This is a genomic window from Sphingomonas sp. R86520 (genome assembly GCF_042466285.1).
GTDB lineage: Bacteria > Pseudomonadota > Alphaproteobacteria > Sphingomonadales > Sphingomonadaceae > Sphingomonas.
On the sequence record NZ_JAXHBZ010000001.1, the window covers coordinates 464,889 to 482,756 of the forward strand.

21 protein-coding genes are annotated in these 17,868 nt (G+C 65.9%); 9 read left to right on the forward strand and 12 right to left on the reverse strand.

Features of this window, described 5'->3' with window-relative positions:
• The first annotated feature begins 74 nt into the window (after positions 1-74).
• From pgsA to SJY41_RS02345, 3 genes are read left to right on the forward strand one after another with little or no spacing between them, the layout of a single operon-like run.
• Positions 75-626 carry a CDP-diacylglycerol--glycerol-3-phosphate 3-phosphatidyltransferase gene (pgsA, locus tag SJY41_RS02335; protein ID WP_056057734.1) on the forward strand — a complete coding sequence of 184 codons (552 nt, stop codon included), beginning with the start codon at positions 75-77 and terminating at the stop codon, positions 624-626.
• Positions 627-628: 2 nt separating this feature from the next.
• Positions 629-886: a molybdopterin converting factor subunit 1 gene (moaD, locus tag SJY41_RS02340; protein WP_380778724.1), complete on the forward strand. Its 258-nt coding sequence runs from the start codon at positions 629-631 to the stop codon at positions 884-886.
• On the forward strand, positions 883-1,332 hold the full coding sequence (locus tag SJY41_RS02345) for a molybdenum cofactor biosynthesis protein MoaE (RefSeq protein ID WP_380778726.1): 450 nt from the start codon (positions 883-885) through the stop codon (positions 1,330-1,332). The genes moaD and SJY41_RS02345 overlap by 4 nt, the downstream gene beginning before the upstream one ends.
• Positions 1,333-1,440: 108 nt before the next feature.
• Here SJY41_RS02345 and SJY41_RS02350 read toward each other — a convergent pair whose 3' ends face one another.
• From SJY41_RS02350 to SJY41_RS02365, 4 genes are all read right to left on the reverse strand, one after another.
• Entirely contained in the window at positions 1,441-2,055 is a 615-nt protein-coding gene (locus SJY41_RS02350) for a fasciclin domain-containing protein (protein WP_380778728.1), read from the reverse strand.
• Positions 2,056-2,190: 135 nt separating this feature from the next.
• Positions 2,191-2,823: a fasciclin domain-containing protein gene (locus SJY41_RS02355; protein ID WP_380778729.1), complete on the reverse strand. Its 633-nt coding sequence runs from the start codon at positions 2,821-2,823 to the stop codon at positions 2,191-2,193.
• An 89-nt stretch (positions 2,824-2,912) separates the two neighbouring features.
• Positions 2,913-3,815, reverse strand: a complete 903-nt coding sequence (locus SJY41_RS02360) for a hydrogen peroxide-inducible genes activator (RefSeq protein ID WP_380778733.1) — start codon at positions 3,813-3,815, stop codon at positions 2,913-2,915.
• Between the two features lie 113 nt (positions 3,816-3,928).
• Positions 3,929-4,696: a sulfite exporter TauE/SafE family protein gene (locus tag SJY41_RS02365; protein WP_380778735.1), complete on the reverse strand. Its 768-nt coding sequence runs from the start codon at positions 4,694-4,696 to the stop codon at positions 3,929-3,931.
• A gap of 196 nt (positions 4,697-4,892) precedes the next feature.
• Between SJY41_RS02365 and epsC the strand changes: the two genes are divergently transcribed.
• Positions 4,893-5,597: a serine O-acetyltransferase EpsC gene (epsC, locus tag SJY41_RS02370; RefSeq protein ID WP_380778737.1), complete on the forward strand. Its 705-nt coding sequence runs from the start codon at positions 4,893-4,895 to the stop codon at positions 5,595-5,597.
• Positions 5,598-5,610: 13 nt separating this feature from the next.
• Positions 5,611-5,949, forward strand: coding sequence for a DUF2794 domain-containing protein (locus tag SJY41_RS02375; protein WP_380778739.1), 339 nt, complete (start codon positions 5,611-5,613; stop codon positions 5,947-5,949).
• Between the two features lie 46 nt (positions 5,950-5,995).
• On the opposite strand, the gene pncB is transcribed toward SJY41_RS02375, so the two are convergent.
• Positions 5,996-7,300 carry a nicotinate phosphoribosyltransferase gene (gene pncB / locus SJY41_RS02380; RefSeq protein ID WP_380778741.1) on the reverse strand — a complete coding sequence of 435 codons (1,305 nt, stop codon included), beginning with the start codon at positions 7,298-7,300 and terminating at the stop codon, positions 5,996-5,998.
• Between pncB and SJY41_RS02385 the strand changes: the two genes are divergently transcribed.
• Complete coding sequence (locus SJY41_RS02385) at positions 7,299-8,003, forward strand: isochorismatase family protein (protein ID WP_380778743.1); 705 nt, start codon at positions 7,299-7,301, stop codon at positions 8,001-8,003. The genes pncB and SJY41_RS02385 overlap by 2 nt on opposite strands.
• Here SJY41_RS02385 and SJY41_RS02390 read toward each other — a convergent pair.
• Positions 8,000-9,295: a glycoside hydrolase family 130 protein gene (locus tag SJY41_RS02390; RefSeq protein WP_380778745.1), complete on the reverse strand. Its 1,296-nt coding sequence runs from the start codon at positions 9,293-9,295 to the stop codon at positions 8,000-8,002. The two genes, SJY41_RS02385 and SJY41_RS02390, sit on opposite strands and share 4 nt — an antisense overlap.
• 419 nt (positions 9,296-9,714) lie before the next feature.
• Between SJY41_RS02390 and SJY41_RS02395 the strand changes: the two genes are divergently transcribed.
• Positions 9,715-10,233 (forward strand): Spy/CpxP family protein refolding chaperone, encoded by a 519-nt coding sequence (locus SJY41_RS02395; RefSeq protein ID WP_380778747.1) that lies wholly within the window; start codon positions 9,715-9,717, stop codon positions 10,231-10,233.
• Positions 10,234-10,274: 41 nt separating this feature from the next.
• Here SJY41_RS02395 and SJY41_RS02400 read toward each other — a convergent pair whose 3' ends face one another.
• From SJY41_RS02400 to SJY41_RS02415, 4 genes are all read right to left on the reverse strand, one after another.
• Entirely contained in the window at positions 10,275-11,069 is a 795-nt protein-coding gene (locus SJY41_RS02400) for an EF-hand domain-containing protein (RefSeq protein WP_380778749.1), read from the reverse strand.
• Between the two features lie 68 nt (positions 11,070-11,137).
• Complete coding sequence (locus tag SJY41_RS02405) at positions 11,138-12,508, reverse strand: sensor histidine kinase (RefSeq protein WP_380778750.1); 1,371 nt, start codon at positions 12,506-12,508, stop codon at positions 11,138-11,140.
• A complete protein-coding gene (locus SJY41_RS02410) occupies positions 12,505-13,227 on the reverse strand; it encodes a response regulator (RefSeq protein ID WP_380778752.1) in 723 nt (240 codons plus the stop codon). Before SJY41_RS02410 ends, SJY41_RS02405 begins: the two co-directional genes overlap by 4 nt.
• Positions 13,228-13,299: 72 nt before the next feature.
• Positions 13,300-14,208: a LysR family transcriptional regulator gene (locus SJY41_RS02415; protein WP_380778754.1), complete on the reverse strand. Its 909-nt coding sequence runs from the start codon at positions 14,206-14,208 to the stop codon at positions 13,300-13,302.
• Between the two features lie 102 nt (positions 14,209-14,310).
• Between SJY41_RS02415 and SJY41_RS02420 the strand changes: the two genes are divergently transcribed.
• Both SJY41_RS02420 and SJY41_RS02425 read left to right on the forward strand, forming a co-directional pair.
• On the forward strand, positions 14,311-15,198 hold the full coding sequence (locus tag SJY41_RS02420) for an aldo/keto reductase family oxidoreductase (protein ID WP_380778755.1): 888 nt from the start codon (positions 14,311-14,313) through the stop codon (positions 15,196-15,198).
• 89 nt (positions 15,199-15,287) lie between these two features.
• Positions 15,288-15,545 carry a hypothetical protein gene (locus tag SJY41_RS02425; protein WP_380778757.1) on the forward strand — a complete coding sequence of 86 codons (258 nt, stop codon included), beginning with the start codon at positions 15,288-15,290 and terminating at the stop codon, positions 15,543-15,545.
• Between the two features lie 49 nt (positions 15,546-15,594).
• On the opposite strand, the gene SJY41_RS02430 is transcribed toward SJY41_RS02425, so the two are convergent.
• Positions 15,595-16,656: a CaiB/BaiF CoA transferase family protein gene (locus SJY41_RS02430; RefSeq protein WP_380778758.1), complete on the reverse strand. Its 1,062-nt coding sequence runs from the start codon at positions 16,654-16,656 to the stop codon at positions 15,595-15,597.
• Positions 16,653-17,807 carry an acetyl-CoA C-acetyltransferase gene (locus SJY41_RS02435; RefSeq protein ID WP_380778760.1) on the reverse strand — a complete coding sequence of 385 codons (1,155 nt, stop codon included), beginning with the start codon at positions 17,805-17,807 and terminating at the stop codon, positions 16,653-16,655. The genes SJY41_RS02430 and SJY41_RS02435 overlap by 4 nt, the downstream gene beginning before the upstream one ends.
• Between the last annotated feature and the right edge of the window lie 61 nt (positions 17,808-17,868).

The window sequence follows — 17,868 nt, forward strand, 5'->3', positions numbered from 1 at the left end:
CTTAGCCCAGAGCCATCCTCACGCCAACGCTTAAACCGGTTTCGCCTCGCGAGGGACCGGTATACAGGTGGTGTGTGTTGAGCTTGCCTAACCTCCTGACATTGTCGCGGATCGTCGCGGTGCCCCTGCTGGTCTGGTTCCTGTGGTGGCCGGATTGGGAGGCGGGATACGGCATCGCCTTCGTGCTGTACTGCCTGATGGGCATCACCGATTATTTCGATGGCTATCTCGCGCGGTCGAGCGGCGCGGTGTCGCGGCTGGGGATCTTCCTTGATCCGATCGCGGACAAGATCATGGTTGCCGCGGTGATCCTGATCCTCGTCGGCACGCGCGATATCGCCGGCATCCATGTCATCGCTGCGCTGGTGATCCTGCTGCGCGAGATCGCGGTGTCGGGGCTGCGCGAGTTCCTGGCGCAGGTGCAGGTTTCGGTACCCGTGTCGCAACTGGCAAAATGGAAGACGACGCTGCAGCTCGTATCGCTTGGCGGTATCATCCTCGGCGGCGCTGTCCCTGACATGGTCTGGGTCCACACCGTGGGCATCGTCGCGTTGTGGGGCGCGGCCGTCCTCACGCTGCTGACGGGATGGGATTATCTCCGCGTCGGCCTGAAGCACATGGACTGATCATGACGATACGGATGGTGTATTTCGCCTGGGTGCGCGAACGCATCGGCACGGGCGAAGAATCGGTCGAGCCGCCCGCGACTGTCGCGACGGTGGCCGACCTCGTCGACTGGCTGGCGGGTACGAGCGCGCCGCATGCCGAAGCGTTCGCGAACCGATCGCGGCTGCGCGCGGCGATCGATCAGGATTTCGTCCCACTCGATACGCCGATCGGCAGCGCGCAGGAGATCGCGATCTTCCCACCGGTCACCGGCGGATGATCCATATCTCGGTCCAGCAGTCGCCGATCGATATCGCGGCGGAGATGATACGTGCCGAAGCTGCGGGTGCAGGTGCGGTCGCGACGTTCACCGGCCTGGTCCGCGCAGACGACGGCGTGGGGACGCTCGAGCTCGAGCATTACCCGGGCGCGACCGAGGCTGCTTTGCTCAAGGTTGCGCAGGGCGCGGTCGCGCGCTGGTCGCTAAGCGCGGCGATCATCGTTCACCGTGTCGGGCCGATGCAGCCGGGCGAGCGGATTGTGTTCGTGGCGGCTACGGCCGCGCATCGTGGTGCGGCACTGGAAGCCTCCGCGTATCTGATCGATCGGTTAAAGACCGATGCGCCGTTCTGGAAGCGCGAGACCCGGGGTTCGACGTCCAACTGGGTGGAGGCACGCGATGGCGACCATGCCGCTGCCGCGAAGTGGGACGCCCCGACGAACTAGCGTGCCGCTCCCCTGGTTTGCTCTCGCGCAGAGACGGAAGTTCATGCTGGCTCCGGCCTTCGGAAGGCAACAATCGGGCCGCGATCTTAGATCGCGGCCCGCATCATATCAGCCGAGCTTCGGAACGCTCATGCCGTTGGTGAGATGAACGATGCCGTTCGTTTCCTTGATGTCCGCCGTGTCGACGAACGACTTGATCCCAGCCGTATCGGTCAACGCGATATTGCCGTTAGCCTCGAGCGACGCGACCAATGGCTGGCCGGCGAGTGTCGTCAGCGTAGCCTTGCCACCGCCCGCGGTGATCTGCGCCTTCAGCTGATCGGCGGTGATCGCGCCGGCAACGACGTGATACTTGATGATCGTCGCCAGCGTCGGCGCCGACTCGGGCTTCAGCAACGTATCCAGCGCACCGGCGGGAAGCCGCGTGAACGCTTCGTCGCTCGGCGCGAACAGCGTGTACGGGCCGGTGCCTGCGAGCGTCGTCTGCAACTTGGCGGCGGTCACCAGCTTGGCCAATGTGGCGCGGTTCGGCAGGGTTGGCAGCGCGGCCGCGATCGTCGTGGTTGCAGCAGCGGTGGGGGCGGCAGGAGCGCCAGGAGCCGTCGCCGTGGCCGTCGTTGGCGCAGGGGTCTGCGACGCGGCGGGCGCAGTAGTCTGTGCAGTCGCGCCGGCGGCGAGAAACAGGCTCGATGCCGCGATCATAAGGTTGGTCTTAACAGTCATCTGCAACTCCAGAGATTGTGAATGGGACTTGTGAAACTCGAACTGGTAAACTTGGGACGTTCAAAGCTTGATCTCAATGAATTTGCCGGCAAGGCGTAGCATAGGCGCGATGAACCGAGCCAAAATGCACGCGAACTAGCTCAACTTCGGGACGATAACGCCGTTGACGACGTGCACGACACCGTTCGACTGGCGAACATCTGCGGTCTCGACGTAACTCTTGTTACCGTTGACGTCGGTGAGTGCGATTACTGCGCCGACAAGTGTCGCGGTGATCGGGTCGCCCTCGACCGTGGTCAGCGTCGCCGTGCCGCCACCGGCCGCGATCCGCTGGCGCAGATCGTCGGCGGTGATGACGCCCGGCACGACGTGATAGGTCAGCACCTTGGTCAGCGAGGCCTTGTTCTCCGGCTTCAACAGCGTGTCGACCATCCCCGGCGCCAGCCGCCCGAACGCATCGTTGGTCGGCGCGAATACGGTGAACGGCCCGGGACCGGACAGCGTGCCCACCAGGTCGGCTGCCTTCACGGCGGCGACCAGCGTCGACAGGTTCGGTGCCGCCGAAGCGTTGTCTACGATTGTCCGTGTCGCCATCATCGGTACGCCGCCGACCGTCGGATTGGCCACTGCGGGTGGGCCATTCGGCACCGCGAGCGCCGGGTTGGCGGGCGTCGTCGAAGCGCTGGCCACGTCGTTTTTCGATTTGCCGCTGCATGCGGCGAGCGCCAGCGCGCTGGTCATCAGCAGCAGTGGAAGCGTCTTCGACATCGTTCGATCTCCAGCGGGAACTGGGAAACATACGATCGACGCCCGAGTTGGTTGCGCTCCCGTGCCAACCGCACGTCGCGCAGATCCCGTTACTGCACGTCCGCCAGGGCCCTTGCCATCAACCGGAAATCCTTCTCGCGTGGGCTCGCTCGACGCCAGACCAGCGCGATCCGGCGCACCGCGTTCTTCTCGTCCAGCGGCCGTGCGGTGATGTTGGTGTTATCCAGAATGCCGGCCTTGATCGCCATTTCTGGCAGCATCGTGATGCCGAGCCCGTTGTCGACCATCTGCACGATGGTATGGAGCGAGGTGCCGAGCATGGTCGCTTCCGCACGAAGTTCCGGCCGGTTGCACGCGCCGAGCGCATGATCCTTCAGGCAATGCCCGTCCTCGAGCAGCAACAGCCGCGTCTCGTCGATCGCCGACGCCGGGATAGCAGGCCGGGCCGACGGCACCTCGCCCGAGGGATAGGCGACGAACAGCCGGTCCTCGAACAACGTTTCCGACGTCACCTCGCCGCAGGCATAGGGAAGGGCGAGCAGCACGCAATCGGTTCGGCCATTGTGCAGCCCCTCGCACGCGGGGCCGCTCGGCTCCTCGCGCAGGAACAGCTTCAGATCGGGGTAGTCCTTGCGCAACCGCGGCAGGATCCTCGGCAGCATGAACGGCGCGATCGTAGGGATCACGCTCATCCGCATGTCGCCCGACAAGGGCTGGCCGGCGGCGCGGGCCATGTCGCCCAGCTCCTCCGCCTCGCGCAATACGCGCCGTGCCTTGTCGGCGATCCCGTCACCCAGCGGCGTGAACCGCACGACCCGCCGAGTCCGCTCGACCAGCACCACGCCGATCAGCGTCTCCAGTTCGCGAAGGCCCGCCGACAGCGTCGACTGCGTCACGAAACACGCCTCGGCCGCCCGCCCGAAATGGCCATGGTCCTTCAGCGCAACGAGGTACTGCAACTGCTTGAGCGTCGGTAGGTAGGTCGCAGCCATTAATCGCCTCGATCGATCATCAGCCAATAAATAGAGCGCCGGCTCGATAACGCCAGCGTTCATCGACCGGGTCGCACACCGAGAAGGGCCTTAGCCCCCTGCGCCTCTGCACTTTAGTGCCAGATCGCCCGGTAAAGCCCGAACAGGCTCGTGATCGTCAGGATCACTCCCACCAACACCATCAGCGTCTTGGCCGGTACGCGCTTTGCGAGCATCGCTCCGAACGGGGCCGCCATCACGCCGCCGATCAACAGGCCCACGGTGGCCTGCGTGAACGCCGCCCAGCCGAGCTGCGTAATGAACGTCGCCGAGATCGTCGCGGTCAGGAAAAACTCGGCGGTGTTCACGGTCCCGATCGTGGTCCGCGGCGCAGCGCCCTGGACCAGCAGGTTCGATGTCACCACCGGCCCCCAGCCACCGCCGCCCGCCGCGTCGAGAAAACCACCAATCAGGCCCAACGGCTCGACGATCTTCGGCTCCTTCTGCTTCGGCGGATAGCGCAGTCCGCGGTACAACAGATACACGCCGATCGACGTCAGATATGCCAGGATGAACGGCTTGGCCGTGCTCGCATCGATGTTCGACAATACGTACGCGCCCAGCACACCGCCGATTACCCCGGGGATCATCAGCCGCAGGAACAGCGTCCAGTTCACGTTCTTGTGCAGCACATGGCTGATCCCGGACACTGCGGTCGTGAAGGTCTCGACGGTATGCACCCCCGCCGATGCCGCGGCGGGCGGCACCCCGACCCACAGCAGCAACGTGTTCGAGATCACGCCGAACGCCATGCCCAGTGCGCCGTCGACGATCTGCGCGGCAAACCCGACCAGGACGAACGGTAGCAGCGTCTCGAAACTCAAGGTCGTCAGGTCGAACATTGGCATCCCCGGATGTATCCCGCGTCGTGTCGTCGCGGTGATCGCGCGCAAATTGCAACGCGAACGCAAACCCCACAACAAAGATAGGCTTTACCCCGATCCCTTGGGGCGGTCACGACGACGGTTCCAGGATCGGCCGGTTCTGGAAATAGCAGAGCCGATGCCCTAGATACGAGCCTCGCGAAGGGGACTACGCATGTCGAGCGGACTATTGGCCTATCTGGATTCGATCCGCGCACGCGATCCCGCTCCGCATTCGCGTGCCGAGATCATGCTGTATCCGGGCGTCTGGGCGCTCGGCTGGCACCGCATCGCGCATCGCCTGTATCGCTCGAAATTCTATTTCCTCGCGCGCTGCGTGAATCACTGGTCGCGCTTCACCACGGCGATCGATATCCATCCAGGCGCCAAGATCGGTCGCAACTTCTTCATCGATCACGGCTTCGTCGTGATCGGCGAGACCGCGGAAATCGGCGACGACGTCACGATCTACCAGTGCGTCACGCTCGGCGGCACCAGCCCGGACAACGGCGTCCAGGGCAAGCGCCACCCGACCATCCTGGACGGCGCGATCATAGGCTCGGGCGCGCAGGTGCTCGGTCCGATCACGCTTGGCCAGCGCTCGCGCGTCGGCGCCAATGCGGTCGTGACGCGCGACGTGCCCGCCGGCACGACCGTCGTCGGTATTCCAGCGCGGGCGACCACGATCGAGGGCGGCAACGCGCCCGAACTGCCGCGTTTCGTGCCGTACGGTACGCCCTGCAGCGAAGCGTTCGATCCCGCGACGCAGAAGATGGAGATCATGCGCTGCGAGCTGGAGACGATGCGCAAGCGGCTCGATGCACTTCTCGCGGATGGGCAGGCCGAGGACCATCTAGAGGACCGTCGCGACCGCGCATGATGGCAGATAGCTGATGGGCGTCGTACCTTTCCCAACGCCATCGAAGGCGACCCAGGTCGGTTTCGAACGCATGGAATTGACGCGGATTCTCGACCTCTATGGCCGGATGGTCGCTGCCGGACATTGGCGCGACTACGCGATCAACCTCGGTAAGGACGCCGCCGTCTTCGCAGCGTTCCGCCGTGCCGCCGAACGCCCCGAATTCCGGATCGAGAAACGGCCCTCGCTCCGCAACAAGCAGGGCATGTGGGCACTGATCGGCGAAGCGGGGGCCGTCATCAAGCGCGGCCACGAATTGGGTCCAGTCCTCGCGCCGGTCGAACGGCGGCTGATGAAGCTGGTCGAGAACTAGGCCCGCCGGAGTCGATAGCCACGGATCGTCGGCAGTTGCCGGACCGTCACACCAGCACTGGCGATGTCGCGCGGTCGGCTTCGCCGAATACGCGGAGATAGCGCGCGATCTCGGCCGGCTCGCCGGTCGCCTTGGCCGGGTTGTCCGACAGCTTGACGGCGGGGCGACCGTTCGCGTCGATCACCTTGCAGACCAGCGAGATCGGCTCCAGCGCCATCGCCCCATCCGGATCGCATCCCCGGAAGTCATTGGTCAGGTTCGTTCCCCAGCCAAAGCTCATCCGCACGCGCCCGTGGAAATGGCGATAGGTCTGCTCGATCGTGTCGATGTCCATCCCGTCGGAGAAGATCAGGAGTTTGGTCTTCGGATCGACACCCTGCTGCTGCCACCAGCGGATGATCTGCTCGCCACCGGCGATCGGCGGCGCGCTGTCGGGACGGAAGCCGGTCCATTCTGCAAGCCACGAAGGCGCGTTGCGCAGGAACGCCGTCGTCCCGAACGCATCGGGCAGCGCGATCAGCAGATTGCCGTTATAATGTTGCCGCCAATGCTCGAGGACGCGGTACGGTGCCTCGGCGAGCGCAGCATCGTCCACCGCAAGCGCGGCGGCGACCATCGGCAGTTCGTGCGCGTTCGTGCCGATCGCCTCAAGGTCCGAATCCATCGCCAGCAGCACGTTCGACGTGCCGATGAACCGATCGCCCAGGCCTTCCTTGAGCGCCTCGACGCACCAACGCTGCCACAGGAACCCGTGGCGTCGCCGGGTACCGAAATCCGAGAGCACCAGGTCGGGCAATTCTCGCAACCGCTCGACCTTCTCCCACAGCTTGGCCTTGGCGCGCGCATAGACGATATCGAGGGCGAACCGCCCGCGGTCGCGCAGCGCGGCACGCGACTTCAGTTCGTTGATGATGGTCAGCGCGGGGATCTCCCACATCGTCGTGTTCGCCCACGGACCCTCGAAATGCAGCTCATACTGGCCGTCGACCTTGCGCAGATCATACGGCGGCAGGCGGAAGTCGGCGAGCCAGACCAGGAAGTCGGGGCCGAACATCTGGGCCTTGCCGTAAAAGCTGTTGCCCGCGAGCCAGATCAGTTCCTTCTTCGCGAACCGCAGCGTCCGTGCATGGTCGAGTTGCGCACGCAGTTCGCCTTCGTCGACGATGTCCGCGAGCCGTACCGCCTTGGTCCGGTTGATGAGTGCGAAGGTGGCCGAGACGTCCGGGTATACGTGCCGGATCATCTGCAGCATCAGCAGCTTGTAGAAATCGGTGTCGAGCAGACTGCGCACGATCGGATCGAGCCGGAAATTGTGGTTGTAGGTCCGTGTGGCGATATCGGTGACAGCCATGCTGCGGGCTCCTGCGTTGCTCGCGCTGCGGGTGTCCGAGAAGACGCGATTGTGTCAAGCGGCGGCAAAGGAGACGGCAATGGCGCGGTTCGTGGTGGTGGTCGACACGCAGTGGGATTTCATGGCGGGCGCGGGGGCACTGAGCGTCGCGGGCGCCGAGCAACTCGTCGAGCCGATGCAACGCTGGTTGGCGACGCTCGCCCCCGATGATGTAACCGGCATTCTGTTCACGTTCGACACGCACTTTCGCGAAACCTATCCGGCATCGCCGGAGGCGCAGATGTTTCCGATCCACTGCGTTCGCGGCACGCAGGGGTGGGGCAACATGCTGGATATGGCGCAGATCGACCCGGCGATCCCCCTCTATCGGATTGAAAAGGGCGTCTTCGACATGTGGGCCGAGCCCGGCCTTGCGATCGAGAATGCACGCGGTGCCACCAGGCCGACGGTCGATCGCGAAGCTTTCTTCGCCGATCTGGCACGTCGCGGGATCACCGATGTCACCGTGATCGGTGTCGCCGCGGATTACTGCGTTCGCTGGGCGGTCGACGGGCTGCTCGATCGCGGTTTTGCGGTAAGCGTCGCTGCCGATCTCACGCGCGGCATAGAACGCCAGATCGAGGCCGTCGCCGCCGATGAGTTTGCCGGCAAGCCGATGACCGTCGACCGCGTCACCGACCCACGCGGGGCGGCCGCGGCCTAGGCCATCTCCGCGAGCAGTCGCCCGACGTCGACGGTTGCGAACGACGCGAAATTATCCGCGACGCCAAATGGCAGCAACAGCGTCCGGCCGTGGACGATGCCGCCACAGCTATAGACGACGTTCGGAACATAGCCGTCGCGTTCCTTTGGGCTGGGGACGATCAACGGCTGCGTCATGCGCGCCAGCAGCTTGGTCGGGTCGTCCTTGTCGAGCAGGCAGGCGCCGATGCAATAGTTGCGGACGCTGCCGACACCGTGGGTCAGCACCAGCCAGCCCTCGTCGATTTCGATCGGCGATCCGCAATTGCCCATCTGGATGAACTCCCACGGCCATTTGGGCTCGACGATCTTGGTACCCCCGTCCCAGGTCAGCAGGTCGTCCGACGTGAGGAACCAGATATTCTCGTTGTCCTGGCGGCCGAGCATGGCGAAACGCCCGTCGATCTTGCGCGGGAACAGCGCCATACCCTTGGTGCCGGAGACAGCGCCGCGCATCGGCTGCATTTCGAACGTCTTGAAGTCTTCGCCGCGGATCAGTTCGCAGCGCGCCTCGGAACCGCTGAACGCGGTATAGGTCCCGAGATACTGGATCTCGCCATCGTCCTCGAATCGCACCAGTCGAAGGTCTTCGATCCCCTGGCGCTGGCTCGGCAACACGGGGAAGAGTACCGTCTCCGACAGTTCGCGACTTCCCCCGCATTGCAGGCGGGTCGGCCCGCCGTCCGAGGCGCCTTGATCGGAGGGTTCGATCCGCGGCGGCACCGCCGTCTGGCTGGCCGGATCGACCGAAAATCCGTCCGCCGGGGACCATGCACCGGTCCGGAACGTGACCGACGAGACATGGCCCTCGCCGATCCCGCGCAGCGACAGGATGAAGCGAAGGCCGTCGCTCGGGGCGTCAGCCTGGTCGGGATCCAGAACCATGCTGGGATTGAACAGCGCGGCAGCCTCGAAGGAATATTCCTCGCTCAGATACGCGCCGATCAACAATTGCTGGTCGCGGTCGATCGGACGCGGGTCGTGCAGTACCGCCATCACTTCGCCGAACCGGTGCAACAGCAGGTCGTCGACGTCGCGGTGGCGTTCGTCGAGCGACACCATCACGCGCTCGCGCTCGGCGTGCAGTTCGTCGGTGGTGAGCGACAGGACCCGGTCGATCACGCGCTGGGCACGCGGGTGTCCCTCGACCTTGAAAGCGCCCGGATATTCGACGTTGAACGGCCGGATTACCGTTCGTGAGGGATCCGGCCGCAACTGGATATTGGAGAAGGCGACGAGATCGTTTGCGGCCATTATGCGCTCCAGATGGTATTTGCGGTCTTGGAACCGTCCTTGCCAGTGAACGCCGAAGCGCCCGGAACGACTACATGAAAACCGCGTCATGCACGCGGATCAGGATAACACCGCCAGCCGCCGAAACACCGCAGAAAAATTCGCGCGCGATGACGAGCAGCCGGCCTTTCGGGAGGGCGGGCTGAAGAGGGGCGTATTGTGCAGACACCAGTATCAGGGCCGGCACCACGGTCGGGCGATTGCGCGCTCGGTCGCCACACCCCGCGGTCGCGTCACCGCGATATCAAGGACGAGCCGATCCAGCGCTCGGCCTGTCGGTGTTGCGGCGCCGCGATCGTCAAATCCGCCGTCAGCCGCCGGTGGATCATATCAGGCCTGCTCGGTTGAGCGGCGTACATCGTAACAAGAGGGGAAGTACCATGCAGAGTATGATAATACGGGGGACGGTGATGAGCATCGTCCTGATGACCTCGCCGCTGCCCGCGATCGCCCAGGGGCCGGGCGGGCAACACGGGGAGGATCGCGGGCCCTCGCCGGCGGCACTTGCGGAGCATCAGGCCCGCGAGGCCGACGACATGGCGCTGCTGCTCAACCTGCGGCCGGAGCAACGTCCGGTATTGATGACGTTCCTGCGATCGATGGCGCCACCCCGGTTTCCGTCCCCCCAGTCTCCGCCGCCGCGCGGTGCTTCGGATCCGGCACGGACCGATGGCACGGCATGGCAACTGGACCGGATGACCCGCGACGCGGCGCGGCGTTCGGCCGACGATACGCAGCGTATCGCGTCGTTGCGCGGTTTTTACGACGCGCTCGATCCGGCGCAGCGACGGGCGTTCGATGCGCTGATGCGACTGCGGCATGGCCCGGCACCACGCGGGCCGATGCACGGCGGCGACGGACCGCCGCCGCCGATCGACGGCATGCCGCCGCGGGGCTGATCGCGGCCGACACTCCGATCTGCCACGCGGTGCGTGACAGATCAGGGTTCGGGTTGCTCCAGTGGCGGCGCGATCGGCGCGTCCGAACCGTTACGCCACGTTTCTGCGCCTGCCCGTGGCAATTCGCCACGGGTCAGTGCGCCGTCGTCGTTTCGGTCGAGCGCCGCGAACCGGGTCGCTGCCGCCTTTGCAAACTCGGCGGCATCGACGCCGCGGTTCAGGTTGGCGTCCGCGGCGATGACCGGCTCGGGCAGGTCGAAGAATCCGTAGCGAGCGGCGCCCAGGCGTTCGTGCACGGTCGCAGCGCCCTTCTTGCCGTCGTCACCGCCCAGGCGCATGCCCTGGCCACCAGACCCGCCTCCGCCCCGGCCTCCGCCCCGGCTTCCGCCACCGCCCGGACCGCCGTGGCCGCCGCCCCGCGCGCCGCCCGAGGGGCCGCGTGCGCCGCCGGCGACACGGATTTCCGGAACCATGACGTTTTCGTACACGGCGATATCGTCCGGATCGATCTCTCCGTCCTTGCCGCGATCGAGGACCGCGAAGAACCGGCTCGCGTCGCGCTGGAACTCGGCCAGCGTGATACGGCCGTCACCATCGGCATCCGCGCCGGCGAACCACAGGTCCTGGGCCGCGCCCGGCCGCTGCGACGTCCGGAACGGCTCGCCCATCGGGCTGATGAAAAGCTGCCCTCGACCACGGGCGGAACCGTCCGGGCCAGGCCGGTGGCCGGGACGTCGACCGTGTTGCCCGCCTTGCATCGGGCCCCCCGGCCGGGACGGCTGTGCCGCGCACCCCGCGATTGTCGCCGCGATGCCGAACAGAAGGACGATACGCATGCAAACTCCTCGCGTGGTGGAATGCGTCTCTGACACGTCGATCGTTGCCGGCATGTTTCAACGCACGGCTACACCGGCAAAGTGACCTGTGCGATCAGTCCGCCGCCCGGCCGGTTCTCGATCGTCGCGTCGCCGCCGTGCCCGCGGGCCACCGCGCGGACGCTAGCAAGGCCCAACCCGCTGCCGCCGGTATCGCGGTTGCGCGACTGCTCGGCGCGGAAGAACGGCTCGAACGCGCGCGCCAGATCCGACGGGGCCATGCCGGGTCCCGTATCCGAGACCTCGACGATCGCGACGCTGCCTTCGCGCCGTACCACGACGTCGGCGTGGCCGGCATAGTTGACCGCGTTGCCGACAAGGTTGGCCAGCAACGCCTTCAGCGACGGTGCGTCGCCTTCGAGCGTCAGGGGCTCACCCGGTTGCAGCACCACGGTTGCGCCATCGTCGGCAAAATCGTCCGACACGCTTTCGGCCAGCGACCGGAGGTCCAGCTTCTGCCGCCGGACGTGGCGGGTCATGTCGCGGACGAACGCCATCGCCGAGCCGATGCGCTGGCTCATTTCCTGGATATCGCCCTCGCTTGCCGCGCGAATATCGTCTGGCGCCTTTTCCAGGCGAAGCGACAGCCGCATCAACGGCGTCCGCAGGTCGTGCGCGACCGCGGCGATCAACGTCGTGCGATCCTCGACATAGCGGTTCAGTCGCTCCTGCATCAGGTTGAAGGCGCCGGCGGCCTCGGCGATCTCGGGCGGGCCGGAGACCGGTAGCGGGTCGGTGCGCGGATCACGGCCGAGCCGTTCGGCGGCGGCCGCGAACAACGCGATCGGTTTGGCCACGCGGCGTGCCAATGCCCACGCGATCGGCGCCGCGACCGCCATCGCGACCAGGAACCAGAGGACGATCCGCATCCGCCACGGACCGAGCGTGCCGTGTGCCGGGCGGATGACGTGCCACTTCCCGCTCGCGGCTTCGATCGAGACGACGAAGGGGCCGAACAGCGCGTTGTCGAACGACGGTAGCCGGTGGGGAGGGCGGCCCATGCCGATCGGCAACGGCGGGCGAAGCGCCCCTGCGAACATCGGCATTGCGGATCGCTCGGTCTCGACCGTCACCTTTTCGCGCGGCAGTTCCAGATCGGACGCGATCATCTCGGCGAGATGCGCATCCCGGGGGCTATCGGTCGGTTGGGGCCTGCCGGCGGATATCTCGATCTTGAGCAGCCCGGTCGGATCCTTACCCAGTTTCGCGACGGTGGCGACACGGTTGGCGGTGAATATCACGGGCGTCGGCGGCGGCATCAGCAACACGACGGCGAAGTTCAACACCTGCACCAGTAGAACCGTCGCCAGCATCAGTGCGAAGATCCGCAGGAACAACGGCCACGAACGTTGACCGTCGCGCTTCGCGATCGACACTTGGCGCGCCTCGAAACGGGTCATTGGCGGACCACGCGCGGTACGAAGAAATAGCCTTCGTTGCGGATCGTCCGGATGATCTCGTCGCCGCGCGTCCTCAACTTCCGCCGCAAGCGACTGACCTGGACGTCGATCGCGCGGTCGAACGCGTCGGTATCGGGTCCGCGGGCAGCCTCCAGCAGCGCATCGCGGGCCAGTACACGCCGTGGTCGCTCGACGAACGCACGCAGAACCGCGAACTCGCCGTCGGTAAGGTCGATCAGCGTACCGTCCGGATCGAACAGCTCGTGCGCGGCGAAGTTCACCCGCCACCCCAGGAACCCGAAGGCGCGGCTTTCCCCCGCATCCTGCATCTCGCGCGCGCGCAACGCCGCCCGGACTGTCGCCAGGATCTCGCGTGGGCTGCACGGCTTGGACAGATAGTGGCTCGCGCCGATTTCCAGCCCGAGGATACGATCGGGTTCGTCGCCGAGCGCGCTCAGCATGACGACCGGCGGCGCATTCATCCGCGCCAGGCGGCGGCAGACCGATAGCCCATCCTCGCCGGGCATCATCACGTCCAGCAGGATCAACGACACGGAGCACCGCGCCAGCACGCCGTCCATTTCCTGCGCGTTGATCGCGGTCTCGACCTGATATCCGTGCATACCCAGGCTCTGCGCCAGCAACGTGCGAATCATATGGTCGTCATCGACCACGAGCAGCACGGGTCTTGCCGGATCGGGAACGGGGCGTGGAGTCATTGGGCACTCCTGAACGTAAAGTGTGTTCGGTATATTTCCGTGCAGGTTAGCGTGACGTCTCGGCTTTCCAGTTTATCGGCCGGATCGGGTGTCTGCGACGAAATCGATTAACGCCCGCAAAGGTGCGGGGAGGTACCGCCGACCTGGGTAATAGAGAAACGGCCCGGAGAAGCGCTGCCACCATGGCTCCAGTACGGGCACGAGCGCACCGCTATCCAGGTGCGGCCGCAGCCACTCCTCGAACAGGTAGATGATGCCGGTGCCGGCGATCGCGGCGTCGACCGCGAGGTCGGTTGCCGATCCGATCCGCACCAGCAGCGGCCCGCTGGGCTCGACCTTGACGATTTCGCCCGCGCGTTCGAACTCCCAGACGTCCATCGCGCCGCTCGCGAACTGGCCGCGAAGGCAGGCATGGCCGAGCAGGTCGCGAGGATGGGCGGGGGCCCCTCGTCGGGCGACATAGTCAGGCGACGCAGCCGTTGCGAACCGTTGTTCGCGTGGGCCGATCGGCACCGCAATCATGTCCTGTTCCAGCCGCTCGTCATATCGGATTCCGGCATCGCACCCCGCCGCGAGCATGTCGACGAAGCCATCCTCGGCAATGACTTCCAGCCTGATATCGGGATAGGCCGCGAGGAACGCGGGTACGATGGCGGGCAGCACCAGTCGCGCTGCGCTGACCGGGACGTTGAGCCGTAACGGCCCCGCAGGCGTGTCCCGGTAACCGTTGACGATGTCGAGCGCCGCCTCGACTTCGGCAAGTGCCGGGCCCAGCCTGTCGAGCAGGCGCGCACCCGCTTCCGTCGGGGCTACGCTTCGCGTCGTACGATTGAGCAGCCGGACGCCGAGCTTCGATTCAAGGCGCCGGACCGCTTCGCTCAGCCCCGACGCACTTACCCCGCCGGCCCGCGCGCCTTCGCGAAAGCCGCCTGCACGTGCGACCGTCACAAAGGCATTCAGATCGCCGATATCCGCCGCCATTGTGCGCCCTTTCGAACAACCTGTGCCGATACTGCCCTGTTATCGTAAAAGCCGGCGCGGTCCATATGCCGATCCGAGGATCACGTCGCGGAGGACCATGTCATGAACACCAGTAATCCTGTCGCCGAAAGCACCGTCCAACTCGGTGCGCGGCACGTCAAGCGTATCGGCTACGGCGCGATGCAACTCGCCGGGCCCGGTGTTTTCGGCCCGCCCAAGGATCACGGCGCCGCATTGGAGGTGCTCCGCGCCGCAGTAGCAGCCGGCGTCGACCATATCGACACGAGCGATTTCTACGGTCCTCACGTCACCAACCGCCTGATCCGCGAGGCGCTGCACCCGTACTCCGACGACCTGGTCATCGTGACCAAGATCGGCGCTAAGCGCGGGTCGCAGGGGTCATGGGAGCCGGCCTATTCGGCGGACGAACTCAGGAGCGCGGTTCACGACAATCTTCGCAACCTGGGACTGGAAACGCTCGACGTCGTCAACCTGCGGATCATGTTCGATGCGCATGGACCTGCCGAGGGCTCGATCGCAGCGCCGCTCGCCACGCTTGTCGACCTGCAACGCGAAGGCCTGGTACGCCATATCGGCCTCAGCAACGTGACCGCGCAGCAAGTGGCGGAAGGGCGTTCGATGGCGACCATCGCGTGCGTGCAGAACCAGTATAATCTCGCGCATCGTGACGACGATGCGCTGATCGAGGACCTGGCGGCGTCGGGTATCGCCTATGTGCCGTTCTTTCCGCTCGGTGGGTTTTCGCCGCTGCAATCGACGGCTTTGTCAGATGTCGCGCACAGCCTCGACGCGACGCCGATGCAGGTTGCGCTCGCATGGTTGCTGCAGCGCGCACCCAATATCCTGCTGATCCCCGGCACGTCGTCGATCGGCCACCTGCGCGAAAATCTTGCAGCGTCGCGGATCGTGCTGTCGGCGGATGCGGTTGCGATCCTCGACCGGATCGGGGCGGATACGGGAACGAACTGACCGATGAACAGCGATGTGCGCGGATGCCGCCATGGATCCGCGCACATCGCGCATTTCCGTTGCGGACGCGGGCGTCTATCGGTCGCTGGATGTCGAAGAAACGCTACCTGACCGCGACGCTGCCTGATGGCTATGTGAAGACGATCGGTCCGACCTCGGCACCGTTCACGCATTACTGGCGGATCGTCGCGGTGCTCGAGAACGGAAAGACCGAGATTTTCTGGGGGCATACCAAGTCGCTCGCCGAGGCGAAAAAGAAGCGCAACGCGCTCGCCGATGCCGCAACCCAGCGCGGCTGGCGACGCTATGATTTCGAGTTTGTCGGCTTGACGGTGACAGACGGGTAGAACGGCGGACGTGACCCGAACGCTGGTTCAGCGCCGGTTCGATACGCCCTCAGCCGATGCCCCAATCCACCAACCGTGCCGTACCGTCGGTGGTAGGGGCGATCCGGCCCGGCGTTCGCGACAGGCGCGGGGCGGGGGCGGCCTGCCACACACCGTCGACGCTATCGCCGCGGTCCGCCATGTGCCCGTGCATTGGGACCTCGTCGAGTTCGAGCACCGGGGCGAAACAGGTGTCGGTTCCTTCCAGCACCGCACACCAGTCATCGCGAGATCTGGTCACGAAGATCGAGGCGAATCGTCGTGCGGTTTCGGGCCAGCGGTCCACGATCATCTGGTCCGCCGCCAGTTCGACCGGCAACTCAAGCTTACCGAGCAGTTCGGCGTAGAATTTCGGCTCGATCGCGCCGACCGCGACAAAGCGGCCGTCGGCGCAGGTGTAGCAGCGATAAAAGGGCGCCGCCCCGCCAAGCATGTTGCGGTCCCGGTCCATCGACAGGTGTCCGGCGGCGGTCAGCCCTGTGAACATCGTCATCATCGACGAGACGCCGTCGACGATCGCTGCATCGACGACCTGACCACGCCCGGAGCGTCCGCGTTCGAGCAACGCCGCGAGAATCCCGGTGACGAGGTACAGCGAGCCGCCGCCGAAGTCGCCGATCAGGTTCAGCGGGGGAGGGGGCGGGTCGCCGGGCGTGCCGATCGCCGCCAGCGCCCCGGTCAGCGCGATGTAATTGAGGTCGTGCCCGGCGACCTGCGCGAGCGGACCGGTCTGCCCCCAGCCGGTCATTCGGCCGTAGACGAGCCGCGGATTGCGTTCGAGCATTGTCTCGGGCCCGAGCCCGAGCCGCTCCATCACGCCCGGCCGCAATCCCTCGATCACGACGTCGGCATGATCGACGATCGCCAGCGCCCGGTCGCGCCCTTCCGGCGTCCGGATATCGAGCGGGAGGCGCGCACGGCCGCGGTCCATGACCGGGTTGTGCCAGCCGCCACCACCGACCCGCTCGATCCGCAGCACCTCGGCCCCCAGATCGGAGAGGAGCATCGCGGCATGCGGGCCCGGCCCGATGCTGGCGAACTCGACGACGCGGAGGCCGGCGAGCGCGGTCACCGGTTCAGCATTTCGACGATCGTGACGTTCGCCATCCCGCCGCCCTCGCACATCGTCTGCAGGCCATAGCGGCCGCCGCGCGCCTTCAGCGCATGGATCAGGGTCGCCATCAGCTTCGTGCCGCTCGCGCCGAGCGGATGGCCGAGTGCGATCGCGCCGCCGTTGACGTTGAGCTGCGCAGGATCGACGCCGGTCGCCTTGAGCCACGCCAGCGGGATCGCCGCGAACGCTTCGTTCACCTCGAACAGGTCGATGTCGTCGATCGACAACCCGGCGCGCTTCAGGGCCTTGAACGTCGCCGGGATCGGCTCCTCCAGCATGATGACCGGATCGCCGGCGGACACCGTCAGCGTGTGGACGCGCGCGAGCGGCGTCAGGCCATATGTCTTCAACGCCGCCTCGCTGACGATCAACGTCGCCGAGGCGCCGTCGGTGATCTGGCTCGCGTTGGCGGCGGTAATCGTGCCGCCCTCGGCGATCGGCTTGACCCCGGCAATGCCCTCGATCGATGCATCGGCGCGAATGCCTTCGTCATGCGCCAGCGTACCGACCGGGACGATCTCGTCGTTGAACGCTCCGACAGCCGTCGCGACTGCGGCGCGCTTGTGGCTTTGCAGGGCGTAGGCGTCCATCGCCTCGCGGGTCAGGCCGTATTTGTCGGCGACCATCTGCGCGCCCTTGAACTGGCTGAATTCGGCGACCTCGAACCGGTCGAGGATCGCTTGGCTCCACGGACCTTTACCCAGTCCAGCCTCGGCATACAGACGGACGTTCGAGCCCATCGGCACCCGCGTCATGCTTTCGGCACCGGCGGCGATCACGACGTCCTGCGTACCCGACATGCTCGCCTGCGCGGCGAAGTGCAGCGCCTGTTGCGACGATCCGCACTGGCGATCGATCGTGACTGCGGGGACGCTGACAGGCAGTGACGACGCGAGCACCATGTTGCGCCCGAACGCGAACGCCTGCTCGCCCACCTGGCTGACGCAGCCGACGATCACATCCTCGATAACCGCGGGGTCGAGCCCGGTTCGCGTTACCAGCGCGTCGAGCACGATCGCCCCCAGATCCGCCGCATGAGCCCCTGCTAGCGCACCCTTGCGGCGGCCACCGGGCGTGCGCAATGCGTCGACGATATAGGCATGGGCCATCGGACTACTCCTGAGAAACGGGTCTTGGGATATCGGTTCTGCGGTCGAGGGCCTCGGTTTC